Annotated in this window: 12 protein-coding genes and 1 riboswitch; of the genes, 8 read left to right on the top strand and 4 right to left on the bottom strand. The window is 70.8% G+C overall.

The genetic code is table 11. From position 1 onward, the window contains the following. Positions 1-68: 68 nt before the first annotated feature. Entirely contained in the window at positions 69-1,235 is a 1,167-nt protein-coding gene (locus tag K6I34_RS17130) for a 3-dehydroquinate synthase II (RefSeq protein ID WP_229327088.1), read from the top strand. A gap of 70 nt (positions 1,236-1,305) precedes the next feature. Further along, complete coding sequence (locus tag K6I34_RS17125; protein WP_229327086.1) at positions 1,306-2,697, top strand: class I adenylate-forming enzyme family protein; 1,392 nt, start codon at positions 1,306-1,308, stop codon at positions 2,695-2,697. A 39-nt stretch (positions 2,698-2,736) separates the two neighbouring features. On the opposite strand, the gene K6I34_RS17120 is transcribed toward K6I34_RS17125, so the two are convergent. Beyond that, positions 2,737-3,549, bottom strand: a complete 813-nt coding sequence (locus K6I34_RS17120) for an AfsR/SARP family transcriptional regulator (RefSeq protein WP_229327083.1) — start codon at positions 3,547-3,549, stop codon at positions 2,737-2,739. 205 nt (positions 3,550-3,754) lie between these two features. After that, positions 3,755-5,446 carry an FAD-dependent monooxygenase gene (locus K6I34_RS17115; protein ID WP_229327081.1) on the bottom strand — a complete coding sequence of 564 codons (1,692 nt, stop codon included), beginning with the start codon at positions 5,444-5,446 and terminating at the stop codon, positions 3,755-3,757. Between the two features lie 288 nt (positions 5,447-5,734). On the opposite strand from K6I34_RS17115, the gene K6I34_RS17110 reads away from it, so the two are divergent. From K6I34_RS17110 to K6I34_RS17090, 5 genes are all read left to right on the top strand, one after another. Further along, positions 5,735-7,444 carry a class I adenylate-forming enzyme family protein gene (locus K6I34_RS17110; protein ID WP_229327079.1) on the top strand — a complete coding sequence of 570 codons (1,710 nt, stop codon included), beginning with the start codon at positions 5,735-5,737 and terminating at the stop codon, positions 7,442-7,444. Then, the gene (locus K6I34_RS17105) at positions 7,434-8,504 is read left to right on the top strand and encodes an acetylserotonin O-methyltransferase (protein ID WP_229327077.1); all 1,071 of its coding nucleotides are present in this window, start codon (positions 7,434-7,436) and stop codon (positions 8,502-8,504) included. Before K6I34_RS17110 ends, K6I34_RS17105 begins: the two co-directional genes overlap by 11 nt. 202 nt (positions 8,505-8,706) lie before the next feature. Then, positions 8,707-9,513 carry an AfsR/SARP family transcriptional regulator gene (locus tag K6I34_RS17100; RefSeq protein WP_229327074.1) on the top strand — a complete coding sequence of 269 codons (807 nt, stop codon included), beginning with the start codon at positions 8,707-8,709 and terminating at the stop codon, positions 9,511-9,513. A gap of 209 nt (positions 9,514-9,722) precedes the next feature. Beyond that, positions 9,723-10,136, top strand: coding sequence for a nuclear transport factor 2 family protein (locus K6I34_RS17095; RefSeq protein ID WP_229327072.1), 414 nt, complete (start codon positions 9,723-9,725; stop codon positions 10,134-10,136). A 173-nt stretch (positions 10,137-10,309) separates the two neighbouring features. Continuing rightward, the gene (locus K6I34_RS17090; RefSeq protein ID WP_229327070.1) at positions 10,310-10,699 is read left to right on the top strand and encodes a VOC family protein; all 390 of its coding nucleotides are present in this window, start codon (positions 10,310-10,312) and stop codon (positions 10,697-10,699) included. 54 nt (positions 10,700-10,753) lie between these two features. On the opposite strand, the gene K6I34_RS17085 is transcribed toward K6I34_RS17090, so the two are convergent. Then, the gene (locus tag K6I34_RS17085; protein ID WP_229327068.1) at positions 10,754-11,794 is read right to left on the bottom strand and encodes a vWA domain-containing protein; all 1,041 of its coding nucleotides are present in this window, start codon (positions 11,792-11,794) and stop codon (positions 10,754-10,756) included. Between the two features lie 81 nt (positions 11,795-11,875). Next, the gene (locus K6I34_RS17080; protein WP_229327066.1) at positions 11,876-13,108 is read right to left on the bottom strand and encodes a cytochrome P450; all 1,233 of its coding nucleotides are present in this window, start codon (positions 13,106-13,108) and stop codon (positions 11,876-11,878) included. A gap of 237 nt (positions 13,109-13,345) precedes the next feature. After that, a riboswitch (M-box (ykoK) riboswitch) is annotated at positions 13,346-13,519 on the top strand. Between the two features lie 296 nt (positions 13,520-13,815). Between K6I34_RS17080 and K6I34_RS17075 the strand changes: the two genes are divergently transcribed. Next, positions 13,816-14,127, top strand: coding sequence for a hypothetical protein (locus K6I34_RS17075; RefSeq protein WP_229327063.1), 312 nt, complete (start codon positions 13,816-13,818; stop codon positions 14,125-14,127). The last annotated feature ends 9 nt before the right edge of the window (positions 14,128-14,136 follow it).

Raw genomic sequence — 14,136 nt, 5'->3', positions numbered from 1 at the left:
GGCCCCGCTACGCGGATGCTTCGATTCCTCCCCGCCCTAAAGGACAGGGCATCCTCGAAGGAGACAAGGTGAAATTCGCCTGGATCGACATCCGTTCCGTACCCCTGGACCGGCGTGAGGCCGTGGTCGACGCCGCGATCCACGCGCGCGTCGACGCGATCCTCGACAGCGGCACCGCGACGCTCGCGAAGCTGCCCGCGACGGTCAAACGGGTCCTCGTCGCCGACACGGGGCCCGACCGGCCGCCCGCCGACGCCGGAGCCGACGGCGACCTGACCGTGCTGTACGAGGTGGCCGACACCGATCAGCTCGGGTCGTTGCGGGCCCGTCACCGCAAAGGCAAAGGCAAAGGCAAAGGCGAGGGCGAAGGCGGAGGCACGGGCGGGGCCGGGGTCGCGGCTCTCGTGAACGTGCTGGACGACCCGACGCTGACCCTCGCCTGCGACGCGGCCAGGGCACTGCCCCACACCGTCGTGCAGTTCCGCGATCCGACGAAGATCCCGTTGGAGATCGTCATCGCCGCCGCGGACACCTCGCCCGGCCAGCTGATCTGCAAGGCCGACAGCCTCGAAGAGGCGCAGGTCATCGTGGACGTACTGGAGAAGGGCTCGGAAGGGGTGCTGCTGGCGCCGCGGGACGCCGACGAGGTCTTCGCGCTCGTGGAGATGTTGCGGACGAGGACCCCGGACCTGTCCCTGGACACGCTGACCGTGGACGGGATCGAGCATCTGGGGCTCGGCGACCGGGTGTGCATCGACACGTGCAGCCACTTCGAGGAGGACGAGGGGATGCTCGTCGGCTCGTACGCGCACGGGTTCGTCCTGTGCTGCAGCGAGACCCATCCGCTGCCGTACATGCCCACCCGCCCCTTCCGTATCAACGCCGGAGCGCTGCACTCTTATGTGCTCGGGCAGGACAACCGCACCAACTACCTCAGCGAGCTCACCTCCGGTGCTCCGGTGCTCGCCGTCGGGGCGGACGGGCGGACCCGGCGCGTCGTGGTCGGCCGGATCAAGCTGGAGTCCCGCCCGCTGCTGGGCATCTCGGCCACGTCGACGGACGGCGTGCGGGTCAACCTGATCGTCCAGGACGACTGGCACGTCCGCGTCCTCGGGCCCGGCGGGAGCGTGCTGAACGTGACCGAGCTCAAGCCGGGCGACCAGCTCCTCGGCCATGTCGCCACCGACAAGCGCCATGTCGGCTGGCCGGTGGGCGAGTTCTGCGTGGAGAAGTGAACCGGTGCCGGGCCCGCCTGTCCGGCGTACGGGCGGGCCCGGCGGCCGCGAGGGCGCGCCGGAGGGGGAAATGACCGCACAGTCCTGGTGGGGCACGCCGTTGCTCGACCGTGGTGACGCCCGCGCGGTGTGGCTGCGGGCCGCGGGCCACGAGAGCACGGTCGGCGAGCTGCGGGCCCAGGTGGCCTGGCTGGCCGAGGTGTTCGGCAGCTACGGCATCCGCGCGGGCGACACCGTCGCCCTGCACGGCACCGTCAGCTTCACACAGGTGTGGGCACTCTTCGCGCTGTGGTCCCTGGACGCTCAGGTGCTGTTGTTCGAGCCCGGTGCCGGGCCGGGGGAACGCGCCGCGCTGCTGGAGCTCTGCGCGCCGAGGTTCCTGGTGACCTTTGGCGAGTCCCGCGGCATGACCGATGTGTTCGTGGCGGAGTGCGAGGTGCTCGTGCGGCGGCTGCCGCGCGGGCGGCGGGCCCGTTCGGGCCACGCTCTGGTGCAGTTCTCGTCCGGGACGATGGGGCGGTCCAAGCCGGTCGGCCGCACCGCGCGGTCCCTCCTCGCCGAGCTCGGGCGGCTGCGCGGGCTGGACGGCGGGCCCGCGGCCGGGGAACGGGTCGCGGTGCTGGAGTCCGTCACGCACTCCTTCGGGCTGATCGGCGGGCTGCTGCACACCCTGGACGTGGGGGCCACGGCGGTCCTGCCCGCGGCCCGGACGCCGCGCGCGTACGCCGGTGCCGCGCGTGGCGCCCACGTGGTGATCGGCAATCCGGGGCACTTCGCGGCGCTCACCGCCGCGGACACCCGCGCGGATACCCGGGTGACGCTGCCGGGGCTGCGGCTGGCGCTGTCCGGCGGCGAAGCGCTGCCGCGCGAGGTGGCGGAGGCGTTCCTGCGGCGGTACGGGGTGCGGATCGGGCAGGTCTACGGCACGACGGAGGCAGGGGTCATCGCCACCGACCTCACCGGTGCGCACGGCCCGTTGTCGCTCGGCACCCCGGTGCCCGGCGTGGCCACCAGGGCGGTGGGCGGCGTGCTGGAGGTGTACCTCCCCCAGTGGCCGTACCCCTACGAGGACGAGCCCCCGCCCGGCGGCTGGATCTCCACCCACGACCTGACCACCTTCGACCCCGCCACGGGTGCGCTGCGGCTGCGGGGCCGGGCGGAGGGCCGGGCGGAGGGCCGCAGCAGTGGCCCCGCGGAGCTGGATCTTCTGGCGATCGAGTCCGTCCTGCGGTCGCACGCCCAGGTCACCGAGGCGGTGGTGCTCGGGACCGGGCCCGTCGAGGCCCATGTCGCGAGCGCGGCGGCGCTGGAGCAGGCCGAACTCCGCGCGTGGTGCCGCCGGTTCCTCGACGACGCGGCGGTACCGGACCGCTATCACGTCGTGCGCGAACTGCCGCGTACCTCCAACGGGAAGATCCTGCGCAGCCGGACCCGGCTGCTGGAGCACATGGCGGGCGCCTGACGGGCCGCCATGCGTTCCAGGGGGCACGTGCGGTGCGGGTCAGCAGGCCATCGCCGCGAACAGGTCCAGCGACAGGCCGGCCCGCGCCGGTGCGGGCAGCTCCAGCCGGGGGTGGGCCGTCAGGATGTCCTGGTAGAGCCTGCACACCGGCCCCGGCGGCTCCGCCCCGAGGTCTTCGCGCAGCACCGCGCGCTGGCGGTGGAAAGCGGCCAGCGCGTCGGCCTGCCGGCCCGACCGGTACAGCGCCAGCATCAGCTGGCCGGTCAGGTCCGCGTTGGCCGGATGGCGGTGCACCAGAGCGCTCAGCTCGCCGATCAGAGCGTGGTGGTGCCCAAGACTCAGCTCGGCGTGGACGCGCCGCACGACGGCGTCGAGCCGCTCCCGTTCGATGCCCGTGACGGCCACGCGCAGCAGCGGCCCGGCCGTCACGTCCGGCAGGGCCTGCGCCCGCCATACATCCAGTGCCGCGCGCAGGTGGCGCGCGGCGCTCTCGGCATCCTCGTGCTCCCGGGCGAGACGGCCGGAACGGGCCAGGGACCGGAACACGGTGAGGTCCAGTTCCTCCGGCCCCACCTGGAGCCGGTAGCCCTGGCCACAGGTCACCAGCCGCCCCGGCGAGGTCCCGCCCCCGGTGGACCCGCCGTGCAGCGTGCGGCGCAACTGCATGATGTAGGTGTGCACCGCGGCGACGGCGCTGGGCGGCGGGCAGTATTCCCACAGCTCCTCGACGAGCCGGGGCATCGAGACCGTGCGGTTGGCGTGGAGCAGGAGAAGCGCCAGCAACTGGCGCTGTTTGGGCGCGGTGGGCGTCCGGTCGGTGCCGCTGTCGAGGACACCCAACGGTCCGAGCACGCTGAATTCCATCTGACCCCCGTGGTGATGTTCTTGTCCGCTGCCGAGGTACCGCGCTCTTCTCAACTGTCCTGTGCGACGGCCCGGTTCACGTGTGTACGAGTGGACGTCGGAGCCGATGGCAGGGTTCATCCGTGCGCGCGACCGCTTCGGGATCCGTACGGCGCGCGGCTCCCGGCGGACGCGCGAGCACCGGGGCGCGGGTCTAGTGGCCCGTCACCCGCGCCAGCAGCGCGTCGGCGTCGTCCGGTGCCCGGTTGCCCCGCCACGCCACATGGTGATCGGGCCGGATCAGCACCAGGTCCCGTTCGTACAGGTCACGAACGGCCGGTTCGTCGAGGCTCAGCACCGTCAGCGGCACTCCGCGCTTCTCGGCGGCGGCCCGCAGCCCGCCGCCCTCCGGGGCGTCGCGGCCCAGCCGCAGCACGGTGAATCCCGCCCCGAACCGGTCGAACAAGGAGCTGTGCGGCCCGTGGAAGCAGTCCAGCCATACGTGAGGTGCGCGACCCCCGGGCACGCTCGATGGCGTATAGGAAGTGAACGCGTCGGGCGGCGCGGTGTCCCCGGGGCTCGGGGCCACGATCGGCGAACCGTCGTACCGTGCCCCCAGTTGCACACCGAGCGTCTCCAGCGTCAGCAGGCCGTAGGCGGCGAGTTCCGCACCTGTCTTCCCGCGTGCCGCGACGCCGTCCGGAGAGTCCTCCTCCAGCGCCGGGGGCCGGTCGATCGCGCCGAGCCCGATGTTCAGCCGACGCGCGGCCGTGGTGTTGCGGACGGCTATCGGCCTGCGCTCGGCCTCGTAGGAATCCAGCAGCCGCGGCCCGGCCCAGCCCTGGACGGCCGCGGCCAGCTTCCACGACAGGTTGGCGACGTCGTCGACACCGGTGTTCATGCCGAACCCGCCGTTGGGGGAGAAAAGATGGGCGGCGTCACCGGCGAGCAGCGTGCGCCGCGATCCGAACCGGTCGGCGACGAGGGCCGCGCCGGGTGTCCAGGGCCGGTGCCCGAGGACGTCGACGCGCAGGGCGGTGCCCGCGGCCCGTCGGACCAGCCGTGCCAGTTCCGCTTCGTCCGCGCGGTCCGGGTCCACGGAACTGGTCAGGAGGAAGAACTCGTCGGCGCCGTTGAGCGTGATGAGGTTGAGCGCCAGCTCGGGATTGACCGCCCAGTAGCTCCACGCCCTGCGCTGCCCGAGAAGGCCGGAGTGCAGCCCGGGGACGCGCAGGTGCGCCGCGATTGCGCGGCGCCCCAGGACGTCCTGTTGCACGGAGCTCTCGCCGCTGTAGCGGATACCCAGTGACCGGCGGACGAAGCTGTGCCCGCCGTCGCACCCGACGGCGTACGCGGCACGCCAGGTCCGCGGTGCCCCGGCGCGTGCGCCAGCCCCTGTGCCTGCCCCTGTCGCGGTCACGTCCACGTGCCCCGCGCGCTCGTCCAGCCCGGTGACGCGCCACCCGTAGCACAGGGTGATATTCGGACGGGTGCGGGCGTGGTCCAGCAACAGCCGCTCGACGTACATCTGGTTCGCCCGGTGCATCGGCTCCGGCGTCTGGTCCGTACGGTCGGCGCCCGCCACCCGCCGCAAGGTCTCGCCCGGGCTCGGCCAGGGCAGGTGCGCCAGGCCGTGGCCGCTGTAACGGGTGAAGAACGAGATACCGGTCGCGTGGTCCCGAGGGAGCCCCAGTTCGCGTACCCGCGAAGCGAGGCCGAGGGTGCGGTAGTGCTCCATCGTGCGGGCGTTGTGGGTGCTGCCGCGAGGCTGCTCCGGCACCGACTCCTCCGCGTCGAACACCACGGACCGCACACCGTGGCGGTCGAGGAAGAGCGCCAGCAGCAGCCCTACCGGGCCCCCTCCGACGACGGCGACCGGTGTGGCCGAGGGATCGTCCGTGCTCACGGGTACCTCCAGTCGGTCCGGCTGCGGCCGTTCGCATGCAAACCGTTCGCATTCAAGCAAGGGGTGCTCAAGGATGGAACGAGCCCGCCCGGAGCGCCCCGCCCGGCGGTCCCCTTCACTGCGGATTCACCGGGATTCACCGGGATTCACCGCGGATTCACGCGGATTCACCACGGACGCTTTGACGCGGCTTATAGGGACCGGCCCGAGACTGGCAGGACAGCGGGTTCCGGGCCCCCGCCGACCGTGACCACGGATCGTCGGCACGGGCAGAGTGTGAGGTCTCCTATGTTCCTGTTCGATACGCACCGTTCCGTCGCACAGCGGTTGCGTCTGTCGGCCGACTCCGCGCTGGGCGCAGGAAACTACTTCTGGCGCGTGTGCCGGACCGTCGACGATCTGGACACCCCGCTCCTCTTCCACCGTCGGCCGGGACCGGACGGTGAACTGCGGGGGCATTCCCTGGGCGTGCTGCGTGCGCGCGTCGTGGCGTACGCGGACTGGTACAGCGCCCACGGTGTGGGGGTGTCCTCCCGGGTGGGTGTCCTCACCGCCGACGGGTTGCGCGGGTTCCTGCACCACATCGCGGTCACCGCGATCGGCGCGGTGACCGTGCCGGTCAACCCGAACATGGCTCCCGGGACGGCTGCCGCGTACTTCCGGCGTACGGGGACGCGAGTTCTCGTCGGCGACGCGGAACTCATCGCCGTCGGCTCGGAGATGACCCTGGTGGCCACGCTCGACGAGATCGACGTCCAGGCCCCGCCGTCGACGGCCACCGTGCCCCGAAGCCCGCACCGGCACGGTCCGGACGACCTGATCCTCATATCGCACTCCTCCGGAACCACCGGCACGCCCAAGCCGACCCTCTTCACCCACCAGGGCTTCTTCGTGGGCAAGCGGGAACGGCTGTGGAACTTCCCGTCGCGGCGGAGCGACCGGCTGCTCACGGCCCTTCCGCACAGTCACTCCGCCGGGCTGAGCTACCTCGGTCTCGCCGTGATGCTCGGGCTGCCCACGCTCCTGACCGACGACAGGTCGGGGGCCGGTGTCGCTTCCGCGATGAACGGCTTCCGCCCGACCGTCGTCATCGGCTTCCCGCTGAGCCTGGCGGAACTGCCGGTCGACAGGCTCTCCGCCGAGGCCCGGCAGGAGGTGCACACGTGGATGGGCATGGGTGACGCCTCGCACGAGCGGCACATCCGCCCGCTGGTCCGCCTGGGCCGCAGGCAGGAGCGAGGGCAGTGGCTTCCGGGGTCCGTCTACGTCGACGGGCTCGGCTCGTCGGAGATGGGCATGGTGCTGTTCAAGAACACCCACACCGCGCGGACGTCGCACTACGGCCGGATGATCGGCAAACCGGTCCCGGTCGTGCGGGAAGCCGTCGTGCTCGACGCCGACGGAAACCGGCTGGCCGCGGGCGAAGCGGGCCTGCTCGGCGTGCGGACTCCCAGTGTGACGCCGGGATACTGGGACGATCCCGAACTCACCGCGAAGGCGCACAGGGGCGACTACTTCCTCACCGGGGACGTGGTCCGGCGTGACGAGGACGGCAACTTCTACCACCTCGACCGCACACCGGACGTCATCGCCACCGCCGACGGCCCCGTGTACAGCCTGCCGCTCGAAGAGGTCGTCCTCAACGCCAGCGACGCGCTGGACGCCGCGGTGGTCGCCGTCGACGACCCGGCGCACCCTACGGCGTCCCGCCCGGTCGCCGTCCTGCTGTTCCAGGACAGCGCACCGGCATCGGCCGAGGAGCTGCTGGCGCGGTGCAACAAGGAACTCGGCGCGGCCGGTCTCGCGCCACTGCACGCCTTGCTGGTGGCGGCCGACCGCGACGAACTGCCGGTGGGCGTCACCGGAAAGGTCCTCAAGCGGGTGCTGCGCGAACGGCACCGCTCCCTGCTCGGCGAACAGGCACGGCCCGGCCTCGCCTTCGCCCTCGGCCCGCGTCGGCCCGTCTCCCCTTCGGAAGGACACCTCCATGACCGGTGAGGACCGTTACGACGGGACCGAGGACGACCACGCCGCGCGGGCCGTCGTGGACATCATCACGGGCACCTGGCGCGCTCAGGCACTGCACGCGGCCGTGGTGCTCCGGCTCGCGGACCATGTCGCCGCCGGGCACACCACCCCGTCCGCACTGGCGGAACGGACAGGCGCCACACAGGACGGCATCACCCGCCTGATGCGGCTGCTGATCGCGATGGGAGTCTTCACCGGACGCCCCGGAACCTACCGTCCGACCGCGGTGAGCCAGGCACTGCGCACCGGAGCGCCCGGGGCGTTGAGCGACATGGTGCGCATCTACGGAGAGGAGTTCCACCACGCCTGGGGATCGTTCGTTCACGCGGTCGTGACGGGAACCTCCGGCTTCGAGGAGGCCTTCGGCAGGCCGCTCGGCGCTCACCTCGCGGCGGACGAGGCGGCGAGCGCGAAGTTCCAGCGGGCGATGAACGCGGGGAACCCGTTCTTCGCCGCCGTCCCCAGGGTCTTCGACTTCTCCCGGTGCCGGACCGTCGTCGACGTCGCCGGCGGGAACGGCGCGCTGCTGTCCGCCGTCCTGCGCGCCCACTCCGAAACGAGAGGAGTGCTGTTCGACCTTCCGCACGTCGCGCCGACCGCGCGAGCACATCTCGGCGCGAACTTCACGGCCGAGCGGTACGACGTGGTGACGGGGGACGCGTTCGAGGCCGTGCCGCCGGGTGCCGATGTCTATCTCCTCTCACGGGTTCTCCAGGACTGGGACGACGGTGCCTGCGTCACGCTGCTCACCCGCTGCGCCGAAGCCATGCCGGAAGCGTCCCGGCTGCTCGTCCTCGAACGCGTCGTCCCCGGAGACGAGGCGTTCGGTGCCGCACTCCCGCCGCCGGTGCTGCCACTGCTGTGGGATCTGCACCTGCTGACCATGGCCGGTGGCGGTCAGCGGACACTCGACGGCTACCGGTCCGTGCTGACCCGGGCCGGGCTGCGGCTGACCGCCGTCCACCCCCTCCCTCTGGAGACGAGCCTGCTGGTGGCCACCCGGGAACCCGGCTCACCGACAAGCCACTGAGGGAATTCCGCTTCCGTATCCACATGGTGTGCCCGGCCGGAATCCGGCCGGGTATTCCGCTTTTCCGGCAGGCCTTTACAGGAGATCGAAATGTGCAGATCTTTGACTCGTGCGGCGCAACTCTAGCCGGGGCTGCGGGACTTTAAGTACCATCGGGTGCATGTGCCATTGATTTGGCCGTTGTCGGAGAAACGGGGGAACAATGGATGTGGGTGTACTGGGCCCATTGGTGATGGCCGCGGACGGGGTGACCATGGTGCCGAGCGCTCCCAAGCCTCGCCAGCTCCTCGCCTTGTTCATCCTGAACGCGAACCGGATGGTCCCGGCCCAGGAGTGCGTCACGGAGTTATGGGGCGCGCAGCCGCCCAAGAGCGCGATATCCACGGTGCAAACGTATGTCCTGCACATTCGGCACATCCTCCGGGAGGCGTCGAAGACCGACCGCAGCCGTACGCTGGTCACCAGGAACCAGGGGTACCAGCTCCTGGTGGACCCCGGCCGGTGCGACCGGGTCGTCTTCGACGATCTGCTCCGGCGTGGTCGACAGGCCGTGGTGCTGGGCGAGGACGCCTGGGCGTCCGCCCGGTTCGCGGAGGCACTCGGACTGTGGCGAGGCCCCGCCCTGGCCGATGTGCGCACCGGGCCCGTGAGTTCGGCACATGTGGTCGAGCTGGAGGAGACGAGGAACGGTGTGCTGGAGCAACGCATCGAGGCCGACCTCAGGCTGGGCAGGCACGTGGACCTGCTGGACGAACTGGGCGAGTTGACCTCCTTGCATCCGACTCATGAAAATCTGCACGCGCAATTCATGCTGGCGCTGTACCGGTCGGGGAAGCGGGCATGGGCGCTGGAGGTTTTTCGACGGTTGCACCGCGTATTGGGTGACAGGCTGGGAATCGAGCCCGCACCCCGTATGCAGCGGTTGTATCAGGCTCTTTTGGCAGGCAGTCCCGTTCTGGACGCCCCCGCGGCGCGTCTTGACGCGCCATCGTCCTGGCTGGGCACATAACCACGCTCTCGGGTTCCGGATCGGCACCACGCCGCCAGGCACCCTGTCACGGGAAACGGCCGCGCGCCGCGGGCCGGCGCATCGATCACGATTCGTGATGGCTGCGGGCGCGGATTGTTCCTTGATCGGTGCCGTGCCCGCGGCTTGACTACGTGGTGGGCGGAGGAGCCGCCCGGATTCGGTATCCAACGGAAGGGCGGAACCACCTCATGACGAGCATCGGGCCGAAGGACGTGGTGCGGCGGTACTTCGAGGCGCTGGCGGCCGGTGACCAGGAGGTGATCCGGGACTCCTGGGCCGAGGACGGCAGCTGCTGGTACGGCGGCGACCTGCCGATCTCCGGCACGTGGCAGGGCCGGGAGCAGGTGATCGACGGTTTCCTGGCGACCGCTTTCGCCCACCTGGACCCGGACCGGGAGATCGGCGTGCGGGTCACCAACGTCTTCGGCGAGGGGGAGCAGGTGCTCGTCGAGTGGGACTCCTGGGCGACGGGCAGGACCGGCAGGCCGTACCACGAGAAGAACATCGGCGTCTTCACCGTGCGCGGCGGAAAGATCGTCAACATGCGCGAGTACGCCGACACCCAGCACTGGGAGCGCGCCCTGGTCGCCGACGCCTCCTGAATCCTGAATCCTTAACCGGAGCGGGCCGCCCAGCAGGACGGGGGTCTTCGGCTGTTCGTCGGCTGTCGCCGGCTCATCGCCGGGGCACCGGGTAAGATCCGCTGAAGCATCGCGTGCCGGTCACCGTCCGGGTGAGGCATGGAGGTGTCGGGAGATGCCCCTGGAGGCATTCCTTGTCAGTCGAGTTGAACCACACGATCGTCCATGCCCGGGACAACCGGGAGTCCGCCGAATTCTTCACGGACGTGCTGGGTCTTGAGATCACCGACGAGTGGGGCCCGTTCATCGCGGTCGAGCTGAGCAACGGCGTCACGCTGGACTTCGCCACGATTCCCGAGGAAAGGGTCACCCCGCAGCACTACGCCTTCCTGATCTCCGAGGAGGAGTTCGACGCGGCGTACGCGCGGATCACTCGGCGCGGTGTCGAGCACTATGCCGACCCGCACCGGCAGCAGCCTGGCATGATCAACCACAACGATGGCGGCCGCGGCGTGTACTTCATGGACCCGGCAGGCCACGCCATGGAAATCATCACCGTGCCCTACGGCGGCCGGCCTTCGTAGCCACATGTAGGGAGGAAGCCCCCGTCGGCCGGACCGGCGGGGGCTTGCAAGGCGTCAGATCATCAGCAGCAGCCGCGTGTGCGGTACCAGCTTCCGGTTGACGCTGGTGCTCTGCACGAAGATGGTGAAGTCGTCGTTGTGGTCCGGCTTGACGCGGATTTCCGTGTCCGGCAGGCCGAGCAGCGCCCGGGCCTCCGGCCCCGTGTACACCCGGTCCGTCTTCTTCTCCAGCACCGCGATCTGCTTCCGCGCCTGGATCTTCTCCGACTTGCTCAGCTGGTAGAACGCACCACCGGTACGGTACGTGTGCCCGCATTCGGTGACCCAGTCCCGGATCGCCGCTTCACGGGTCACCGGAATCAGCTGGTACTCCGACGGGTCCACCGGGGTGAGACCGGCTGCCTCGATGGTGTCCTTGTTGACCGCCTGGGCGCCCGTGGAGAACACCGCTCGCGATCCCCGGATGCCCTGGGTGCGGCCCACCATGAATTTCTCGGTGGCCTGCTGGATGACCTGCCCGGCCTCCTCCAGGCCCTGTGTGCTCGTGGCGTCCCAGATGGCGATGTTGTCCTTCGGGAAGCCGCACTGCATGGCCTCGCGCTTGCCCATCTGGTCCGGGACCAGGACGGCCAGCGTCCAGTTGTCCTCCTGCGTCTGGATCAGCCCGGCCACGGCCTGTATCAGCTCACGCGGATTTTTGGCAGGCGCGTCCGGGCAGTGGTGACTCGCGTTCTCCTGCCCATCGGTGAGTACGAAGGTCAGGAAGCTGTGGTCGCCGTACAGCTGAGCTGTCTGCGCCAGCTCCCGCTGCGACTTCAGCGTGGCCGCCAGCAGCGCCGTCATCCCACCGACCCGGTACAGCTGTTGCAGGGACGGCATCCGCAGCACGTCCTTGTCGTAGATGACGCACTCCACCTTGTCCGCGAAGACGTACACCGTGACGCGGGTTTCCTGGTCCAGCTCCTGCGACCGGCGGGCCAGGTAGGCGATCTGCTGGTCGGCGACCTCCACGACCTTCCGGCTCAGGTGGGACATGGACGAACTGGCATCCAGCACAAGGGCGACGTGATTGATGTAGTTCTGGCTTCCGGACATGACAGCTCCCCCTCTTTCCTGCTCGGTTCCCTCACCTTCTCACCCACCACTGACAATCGACCTTGGCTCCCGGGCCGGGCCTCACGCCCTGACAGGCACCTCGCGCGGGCCACGCACCAACAGGCCCGGACGGTAGGGCAGTTCGTCCGGGTCCGCCGCGAGCGACAGGCGCGGGAACGCCCCGAAGAGCAGGGGCAGGGCGATCGTCGCCTCCAGGCGGGCCAGACGGGCGCCGGGGCAGAAGTGCGGGCCGTGGCCGAACGCGGCGTGCGGGGCCGGGCGCCTGCCGTCGGTGAGGTGACGGGCGGGCCTGAAGGTATCGGGGTCGGGGAAGTGCTCGGGGTCGCGGTTGGCGGCCGCGAGGACGACGAGGACGGAGGCGTCGGACGGCAGGACCGTTCCCCCGCCGAGGTCCACCGGTTCGTTCGTACGCCGCCACGTGGTGCCCTCCAGCGGGCTGGCGTGCCGGAGCGTCTCCTCGACGACGGCTGCCCAGCGGCCGGGGCCGCCACGCAGGGCCGCGGCGCGTTCGCCGGGGTGGGTGAGCAGCAGGAGCGAGGCGGAGGCGAGGAGGTTCATGGTGGTCTCGTAACCGGCGAACAGCAGCAGGAAGGCCATCGCGAGCAGTTCGGCGTCGTCGAGCCCGCCCTCGTCGGTGTCGTGCACCAGGGCGCTGAAGAGATCGTCGCCGGGGGCGCGCCGCTTCTCCGTGATGAGTGCGGTGAAGTAGGCGTGAAGGGCGGACCACGCCTCGTCCACCGCACCGGGCGCGAGCGCGTCGGCGGGCGAGCCGACCCGATAGGTCCACTCGCGCAGGTCGGTCCGGTCCGCCTCCGGCACGCCCAGCACCTCGCCGATCACCAGCACGGGCAACGGGAAGGCGAAGGCGTCGACGAGGTCGGCGGTGCCCTCGCGGTCCAGCCGGGCGGCCAGGTCGGCCGTCAGCCCGGCCGCCAGGCGCTCGATGCGCGGACGCAGCGCGTCCACGCGGCGGGGGGACAGTGCGGCCGTGGTCAGACGGCGCAGCCGGGTGTGGTCCGGGGCATCGGAGTTGAGCATGTGGCGGGCGAGGCAGGCCCGGGCACGTTCGGCCGGCGAGTCGGGCTTGGGCCGCCCGGCGCGCTGCGGCGGGACGTTGGAGAAGCGCGGGTCGGCGAGGACCGCCCGTGCGTGCCGGTAGCCGGTGACGAGCCAGGCGTGCGTGCCGTTGGCGAGCTCCACCCGCGTCGCGGGCCCGCGGGTGCGCAGCCGCGCGTAGTACGGGTGGGGGTCGCGCGCGAAGGCGGGGTCCGCCGGGTTCAGGAGTTCGGCCACTCGCACATCCTCACCGATCACCGGGGGCCGCGGTCCTGGCACGACGGTCAGGCCCGACGGGCTCGGTTTGTGGGGTTCCTATAAACGCGTTTCCGTAGGAGTCGACTCTGCGGGGCGCTGTGCGGTCGGGCGGCGGTCGGGCGGCAGCGTCGCCGCGCCGAGTAGTGGTGGCGTCAAGATCGGGTCCTCTACTTGCGTCGATACGCAAGTAGAGGGCACACTCATGGAGGTTTGAAGAAGGCACCTCGTTCGGTGAGGCGTCTGTACGGACACAGGCCACTGACCCCACGACGTCGAGAGACGCCCAGGGTCAGGACAGGTCTCCCCGGCCTAAGGGGTGACCCCAAGTGGCTTCCCTCGTGGAGGGATCACGCCGTGCAGTGCCAAAGCTCTGACGAGTTGGGGTGAGCCGACCGTACGGCCGGTCCACTCCTTGCCACGTCCGTCACGGCGTCCGCGTGCGCTCCGGCCGGGAGGAGGCGAGAGACATGGATTGCGGTTCCAGCAGTCCGGGCCACAGTAGGCCCCACCTCCGCCTGTCCTCGTTCTGCCCCGGCATGCGGTAACCACCTCTTCGCGCACACATGTCACTGCCCCGGCATTCGTACGACCTGAAGCCGTTCCGGGGCGTTGCTCCGTGTGCTCGCGGGGGTGAATCGCCACCCCATGCCCGAAACCTCCCCTGTTGGGGGAACGGGAGGCCCCTGATGGCCGAGATGACGATCACCAATCCGACGGTTTCGTGCCTGCGCCCCACCAGCCGCGATCGCCGCTCCGAATACGCCTGCCCGCACGTGAACCTGGCGCTGGGCGACGGACCCGAGCGGACCTACCGGCTGGACGACCCCAGCACCTGCTCCCGGCCCTACGCCGCGCACGCCGCGTACGACCCGCGGGTGCACCTCGCCTACATCCTCGCCCAGCAGGGCCGCGACACCCACTGGCTCTCCCGCTTCACCGGCCTGCCCCTGCCCGCCGCGTACCGCATCGCCGGAGCCGCCGCGCTGTCCCGCGCCTGAGCGCTCCCC

This window comes from Streptomyces sp. UNOC14_S4, from assembly GCF_020740835.1.
Classification (GTDB): Bacteria; Actinomycetota; Actinomycetes; order Streptomycetales; family Streptomycetaceae; genus Streptomyces.
The sequence above is the reverse complement of the archived record's forward strand: the minus strand, read 5'-3'. Positions and strand labels throughout refer to the sequence as shown.

Coding starts and splice junctions, on each gene's coding strand:
- K6I34_RS17105 (WP_229327077.1), top strand. CDS start 7,434: ATGACCGGTGAGGACCGTTACGACGGGACCGAGGACGACCACGCCGCG.
- K6I34_RS17100 (WP_229327074.1), top strand. CDS start 8,707: ATGGATGTGGGTGTACTGGGCCCATTGGTGATGGCCGCGGACGGGGTG.
- K6I34_RS17110 (WP_229327079.1), top strand. CDS start 5,735: ATGTTCCTGTTCGATACGCACCGTTCCGTCGCACAGCGGTTGCGTCTG.
- K6I34_RS17075 (WP_229327063.1), top strand. CDS start 13,816: ATGGCCGAGATGACGATCACCAATCCGACGGTTTCGTGCCTGCGCCCC.
- K6I34_RS17125 (WP_229327086.1), top strand. CDS start 1,306: ATGACCGCACAGTCCTGGTGGGGCACGCCGTTGCTCGACCGTGGTGAC.
- K6I34_RS17095 (WP_229327072.1), top strand. CDS start 9,723: ATGACGAGCATCGGGCCGAAGGACGTGGTGCGGCGGTACTTCGAGGCG.
- K6I34_RS17085 (WP_229327068.1), bottom strand. CDS start 11,794: ATGTCCGGAAGCCAGAACTACATCAATCACGTCGCCCTTGTGCTGGAT.